Source organism: Streptomyces sp. NPDC058964, assembly GCF_042741275.1.
Lineage (GTDB): Bacteria > Actinomycetota > Actinomycetes > Streptomycetales > Streptomycetaceae > Streptomyces.
Genome location: NZ_JBHYKH010000517.1, coordinates 1 through 6,349, shown reverse-complemented (window position 1 = coordinate 6,349; position 6,349 = coordinate 1). Strand labels below are relative to the sequence as shown.

The following is a 6,349-nucleotide window of genomic DNA, read 5'->3' as shown; positions in this document are numbered from 1 at the left end:
TCTCCACCCCGCCAAAAGCGCGTGCCCCACCCCCGCCTCCGCAGCTCCAGGCGTGGGTGACGCGTGCGCCGCGCACGCAATTCTCGCCTCTTCTGCCCCCGGAAGGAAGCCCCATGACTCGCACGGGTATACACGCCGCCATCACCGACCTGCTCTTCACTCGCGACATCACCCTGCAGGAGGCGGCCGACCGTCACTTCGCTCCGGAGTACCGCCAGCGCACGGACGGCGAGTGGGCCGACCGTGCAGAGTTCCTCGAGCACATGGCCCACTTGCGCGACATCGTCGCCGACGGCCATGTCGAGGTACACGAAGAGCTGTACGACGGCAGCAGGTACGCCGACCGGCACACCGCTCATGTCACGAAGAAGGACGGCTCGACCGTGCGCATGGAGGTCTATGTGTTCGGCGATTTCGCGCCCGACGGCCGCTTCCGCCGCATCGAGGAGGTCACCCTGATGCTCCACGGCTCGGACGACGACCGAAACATCGGCAGCGCCCGTCAGGGTCCTCGTGGTGGTTCCGACGGCGAATGAGGCAGGGCGAGGCCTGCCGGTCAGCGGCGCCGGCCCCAGGCCATCATCATGCCCGGCCCCAGCTCGGCGAGGCGGGGTGAGGCCAGGTACGCCAGCGCCTCGTCGATGACCGTGGCGTCCACCCGGCCCGTCGCGACCAGAGCGGGGCGCATCCGGCTCCAGGTCTCGGACCAGAAGCGGGCCAGGGGGCTGCCGGCGACCATCGGCGGGCAGAGAAGTTCCGCGGCGACGTCGTGCAGGCCCTCCTCTCTCAGGTAGTGCGGGTACGCCGGTACGGAGGACGTGTCGGTGCCGATCGTCGACCTCAGCGCCTGCCACATTGCGTCCATGGTCCTTCGGTAGGCGGACGAGGTGTCCTGGACGTTCGGCAGTTCCACCGCGTCGCCGAGCACCAGCAGGCCCCCGGGGTTGAGCCAGTCCGCGAGCCGCGAGACGAGCCGACGGCGCTCGGACAGGTGCATGAGAACGAACCTGGCGTGGATCAGGTCGAACCCGCCCGGTCGCAGCCTCTCGTCCGTGAGATCGGCGGTGACCACGCTCAGCCGAGGGTCCGCGACGGAGGCCAGGGCACTGGTGTCCCGGTCGAGGGCGACCACCTCCGCGACGTGCGCCTCGTTCAGCAGCCAGCGCGCCACCGTTCCGGTCCCGGCACCCACTTCGAGACAGCGGCTGCCCGGCCCCGCGCCGAGCGCCCGCAGGCGGTGCGTGGTGACGGGGTCGTAGACCAGCGCGGCGGCATCGATGCGCCCGGACTCCCCGGGCTCTTCGGAGGAGAACAGCTCGCTGCCGTAGCGGCCGTCGCCGGAGGCCGACCGGTCGGGGGAGGGCGTATCGGTCACGGGCGGACCACCTTGTCCTTGAGCTCTCCTGATCACCGGAGATCGACTGCTGTCACCATCACAGCCTCCGGGGGGCAACCGATCAGGGACATCGACCGGGTGGTGGGTCCGCGGACACCATCGGGTGAACCGCGCCCGGCGGCGGCCGAAGAGGTGACACGGGCAGACAGTGACGTCGTGCCGGGCGATCCCGGCTTCGAAGCGGGCGTGGACCCCGTCGCAGAGCCGTCGCGGCCACGGGGTGTCATGGCAATCGCGACTGGAAGCGAACGGGTGTCGCGGCCAGGGGCTACCGGTCGAGCCCGACCCTGGCGCAGGCCGGCCGCAGCCGCGAGACGCAGATCTGGCCGACGGTGTACACACCGTCCTTGACGAGCGTCTTCTTGATCCTGTCGACCGTCACCGCGCGCGGTGTGAGCAGCACGGTCGGGATGCCCTTGACGGTGGCGCTGTCGGTCGTGGTCGTGGCGATGGCGCCGATGTCCGTGCCGCGTCCGAGGGCGATGGCCATGGCGGCGGCCGCGGCGGCTTCGGCCCTGAACGGTTTGTACACCGTCATGTACTGCTCACCCCGGACGATGCGCTGCACAGCCGCGAGGTCGGCGTCCTGGCCGGTGATGGGAGGGAGTTGCCTGACGCCGGCGTTCCTGAGCGCGGAGGCGGCGCCTTCCGCCAGGGCGTCGTTGGCCGCCAGGACGCCGCGGATCCGGTCGGGGCCCAGCGCGGCGATCGCGGCGGTCATGTTGGCGTGGGCGCTGTCCGTGCTCCAGCCCGGGATGTCGTACGACCGGCCGATCTTCACCTTGCCGGCGATGACGGACAGCGCGCCCCGCTTGAACGACTGGGCGTTGGCGCTCGTGGGATCGCCGTTCAGCATGACGACGGCGTCGCCCGTCTTCGTGTGGTCGCCCATCGCCTCGAGGAGCGCCTTGCCCTGGAGCCTGCCGACCTGGTCGCCGTCGAAGCTGACGTAGCCCGAGATCGGGCCTTCGGCGAGCCGGTCGTATGCGACCACCGGGACGCCTGCCTTCTTCGCCTCCTGGATCGAGGAGCGGATCGCCTTGGTGTCGGCGGCGTCGAGGATCAGGACCCTGACGCCTTTGGTGATCATGGAGATCATCTGCTGGCGCTGTGTCGCCGGGTCGTCGTTCGCGTTGGCGTACGCCATGGTGCAGCGGGGGCACAGCCTTCTCAGCTGCTTCTCGATCAGCGGTTTGTCGGATTGCTCCCAGCGGGGAACCCCTCGACCCGGGAGCAGCAGGCCGACCGTGAAACCGTCCGTGCCCGCTCCCCGCTCCTGGCCGCAGGCGGCCAAGGACATGATCATGACCCCGGCCGCGAGTGCCGCGACGAGATGGTGCACGGAGGTCCTCACGACAGCTCCTCGCCTTCCGGCCCGGGCGCCCGGTCCGCCGGCACGGGCTCGCGCCGGCGCACTCCGATCTCGCTCCAGACCTGCTTGCCGCCGGCCACCGGCACCGTGCCGAAGGCGTCCGACATCGCCTCGACCAGCAGCAGACCCCGCCCTCCTGTCGATTCCCAGTCCACGATCACCGGCTTGGCGGGGGCGCGGGGTGAGGTGTCGCTCACGCAGACCCGCACCCGTTCACCGCGGAGCATCAGGTCGAGCCGCACCGGTCCCTGGGTGTGCATGAGGGCGTTGGTGACGAGTTCGGACACGACCAGCAGCACCGGGTCGCGCGCTTCCTCGACCTTCCAGCGGCGCAGTGTGCGTGCGGTGAAGCGGCGGGCGTGCATGACGGCGTCGGGCAGTCGCCACACCACCCAGCCGGCCCGTATCGGCCGGGTCTTCATGCCGTCGTAGCGCAGCAGCAACAGTGCCACGTCGTCCTCACGACGCCCGCCGTCACCGAGCAGTTGGTCGGCCATACGGCCCGGATCCGCCGGATCGGCCGCGGCGAGCGCCGCCCGGGTCCGGCGCATGCCCTCGTCCATCGGCAGGTCGGCGGCCTCGACCAGGCCGTCGGTGACCAGCGCCAGCACGGTGCCGGGAGCGAGTGCGATCGCGGTCATGGGGAATTCCGCGTCCGCGAGGATGCCCAGCGGCGGCCCGCCCTCGACCAGCACCTCCTCGGCGCTGCCGTCGGGATGGCGCACCAGGGGTGAGAGATGACCCGCCCGGACGATGAGGGTGTTGCCCTCCTCCAGGTCCAGCTCGGCGTAGCAGCAGGTGGCGAACAGGTCGGTCTCCATGCCGACGAGGAGCCGGTTGGCGTGTGAGACGACCACGTCGGGCGGATGCCCCTCCACCGCGTACGCGCGGACCGCGGTACGCATCTGGCCCATGATGGTCGCGGCCCCGGCGCTGTGCCCCTGCACGTCGCCGATCACCAGCGCGACGCGCTCCTCGGACAGCGCGATGACGTCGTACCAGTCGCCCCCGACCTCCAGTCCTCGCCGGGCGGGCAGATAGCGGGCGACGGCCGTTCCCCCGGGCAGTTCGGGCAGGCGCCGGGGCAGCAGACTGCGCTGCAGCATCGTCGCGAGTTCCTGCTCGGCGTCGTGCGCGTGCGCGCGCTTGAGGGCCTGCCCGACCAGTGCCGCGGTGGCGGTCAGCAAGGACCGTTCCTCGGGCGCGAACTCGTGCGGCTGTTCCCAGCCGACCAGGCACAGGCCGGTGACCTGGTCCTTGGCGGGCAGTGGCAGGACCGCCAGGCCGCCGGTGCCGATGCCGGCCAGTCCGGGCTCGAGTGCCGTCCCGGCAGGCCACAGGTCCATGCGTCCGTCCTGGAGGGCCAGCTGAAGCGTGGGCAGGACCTCGACCGGCGCGTCGGGCCCCTCAGAACGCCACGACTCCGGCCAGGCGGCGGGCTGCGGCGGGTCGAGGACGGTGACCGTGAGCCGGTCGTCCCGCAACTCGGCCAGTGCCACCCGGTCGGCTCCCAGGGGCTCACGCAGCGCGGTGACCAGCACCTGGCCGACGTCGCGGACGGTCGCGGCGTCGTCGAGCGCGGCCGTCAGCCGCTGGATCCTGGCAACGTCGTCGGCCTTGCGGCGCAGGGCCGCGGTCGCCGTCACCACGCCCAGTACCTGCTCCGGCCGGTCGTCGGTGCTCGCCACCACCCGGCAACTCAGGCTGAGCCAGCGCATCTCACCGGTGGGACCGCGGACGCGGAACTCCAACTCCCGTGGTCCGAAAGCCTGGGTGGACGGCTCCAGGATCGACATCAACGCGTGCATGTCCTCCGGGAGGGCGTGCGCGAGCAGGGTGTCCGCCTTGCCGTCGAAGTCGTCCGGCGCGATGCCGACCAGCTTGAGCAGCGTTTCGTCCGCCTCGATCAGGCCGGTCTCCGGCACCAGGACGAAGGAACCGACGTGCAGGTTCCGCAGGGCGGGAAGCAGCAGTGATGACGGCGCGGGTTGCCCGGCCCGGGTGCGCATCAGGTCGGCGACCGAGTCGGCGTACCGCTCCAGAAAGCGCCGTTGCTCGGCCTCGAAGCCGTCGGCGAGAGCACCCACCACGACGAGACAGCCCAGCCGCCTGCCCTCCGCCCTCAGCGGCAGCGCACCGAGCGACGCATCTCCTCGCGGGGGCGGCTCCTGTTCGGTGTGGGAGGCGAGAGCCGCCGGACCCAGCCACAGCGGCCGTCCGGTGCGGTAGGCATTCGCCGCGGGTGAACGACCCGATATGGGCAAACGCTCCGGCAGGTCGTACGAAGAAGGGGTGGATCCGCCTCTTTCCAGCAGCCGGAGTTCGTCGTTGCCGCCCCAGGGCACATAGACCGCCGCCTCCGTCGCGCCGGAGAACGCCAGAGCCCCATCACGCGCGGCAGCGTCGTGTGCCGCGGGCACCGCTTCCGTGTCGGCGGTGCCGGCCCCGGATGCCCCTGGCTGCGATACTCCGGCCCGGGTGCGGCCGTCATGAGGCATGTTCGCAACCTACCTCCCGTTCGTGCCGCAGGTGCCGAGAGGCTGAGATCGGGCACCTCCTGACCAGAATCGCATATGCGCTCTAATGGGACATAATCCATCAATTGCCTCCTATGTGAATTGCCGTGCATCGGCGGTGGCACCTGGCCGGCGTGGCTTGCGCGGCCGGTCCCGCTGCGTTCGCCGATCACCTCGGCCGGTGTCAGACTGGCGAGGTGGTCGTCTTGCCACCTGCAGACGGGCGCTCGAAACGGCGGTGCCGTAACCGCCCGCCGGCTGCTGGACTCGAGCGCAGCAGTTCGCGTGGCATGGTGAGGAGGTCCGTGTGTCGCCATGCGCGATGAGGAAGCCGCTCATGCCGGGCGGGTCGGGCCGAGTGCCTGCCTCCCCGGGCCGGGCGATGTCACTGTGCGGCCGCCGGAGTCGCAGTCGCCACCCGTGAAGGTCGTGGCCGATGTCCGACCGCGTCTTCTCGCCACCATGGCCTGGTTCAGCGGGCACTGTGTCCCCGCCGCGCGCCGCGTCCCTTGCGTACGCTCCGGCCGACGCGCTCACGCATCCGCGGCACTGCGAGGCACTCCCGACGTCTCCTCCAAAGCCCGCCACGCCGACCGGTCCCGGGCGGACAGCGCGGCGCGATGCCACCGGACCTCCACGGACCGGACCGCCACGGACCGGCGCGGCGCCTGGATCTCGTGTCCGGGCCGTCGCCGGCCGGGTGGAGCCCGGAGCGCCACCGGTCACGCGCCGACGGACAAGCGGGGCTCTCCCGTGAAGGCCTGCCTGCGCGACACGGTCAAGGTCGTGACCGCGCTCTCGACGGCCATTGCGATCGCGGCCTGCGGGTCGGGTGCCGGTAACGCAACCGGCGGGCAGGACGCGCCGCAGATCGGGGTGCTGCTGCCGGACAACACCACGGCCCGGTGGGAGACGCAGGACAGGCCCCTGCTCGAGAAGAAGATCAAGCAGCTGTGCCGGAACTGCACGGTCGAACACGCCAACGCCAAGGGCGACGTGGCCACCCAGCAGGAACAGATGGACTCGATGATCGCCAAGGGCGTGGATGCCATCGTGCTCGTGGCC

5 protein-coding genes are annotated in these 6,349 nt (G+C 71.1%); 2 read left to right on the top strand and 3 right to left on the bottom strand.

Going from position 1 to position 6,349, the window contains the following annotated elements:
• The first annotated feature begins 113 nt into the window (after window positions 1-113).
• Complete coding sequence (locus ACFW2E_RS38910; protein WP_384474404.1) at window positions 114-536, top strand: nuclear transport factor 2 family protein; 423 nt, start codon at window positions 114-116, stop codon at window positions 534-536.
• 20 nt (window positions 537-556) lie between these two features.
• On the opposite strand, the gene ACFW2E_RS38905 is transcribed toward ACFW2E_RS38910, so the two are convergent.
• The 3 genes from ACFW2E_RS38905 to ACFW2E_RS38895 all read right to left on the bottom strand — a co-directional run bounded on the left by ACFW2E_RS38905 (window position 557) and on the right by ACFW2E_RS38895 (window position 5,266).
• Window positions 557-1,375 carry a class I SAM-dependent methyltransferase gene (locus ACFW2E_RS38905; RefSeq protein WP_384474401.1) on the bottom strand — a complete coding sequence of 273 codons (819 nt, stop codon included), beginning with the start codon at window positions 1,373-1,375 and terminating at the stop codon, window positions 557-559.
• A 289-nt stretch (window positions 1,376-1,664) separates the two neighbouring features.
• Entirely contained in the window at window positions 1,665-2,750 is a 1,086-nt protein-coding gene (locus ACFW2E_RS38900) for a sugar ABC transporter substrate-binding protein (protein WP_384474398.1), read from the bottom strand.
• On the bottom strand, window positions 2,747-5,266 hold the full coding sequence (locus ACFW2E_RS38895) for a SpoIIE family protein phosphatase (RefSeq protein ID WP_384474395.1): 2,520 nt from the start codon (window positions 5,264-5,266) through the stop codon (window positions 2,747-2,749). The genes ACFW2E_RS38900 and ACFW2E_RS38895 overlap by 4 nt, the downstream gene beginning before the upstream one ends.
• A gap of 771 nt (window positions 5,267-6,037) precedes the next feature.
• Here ACFW2E_RS38895 and ACFW2E_RS38890 point away from each other — a divergent pair.
• On the top strand, window positions 6,038-6,349 hold a 312-nt coding region (locus ACFW2E_RS38890), incomplete at its 3' end, for a substrate-binding domain-containing protein (RefSeq protein WP_384474392.1).

Excerpts from the sequence above, each read along its gene's own strand:
- ACFW2E_RS38910 (WP_384474404.1), top strand. The coding sequence starts at position 114 with ATGACTCGCACGGGTATACACGCCGCCATCACCGACCTGCTCTTCACT.
- ACFW2E_RS38895 (WP_384474395.1), bottom strand. The coding sequence starts at position 5,266 with ATGCCTCATGACGGCCGCACCCGGGCCGGAGTATCGCAGCCAGGGGCA.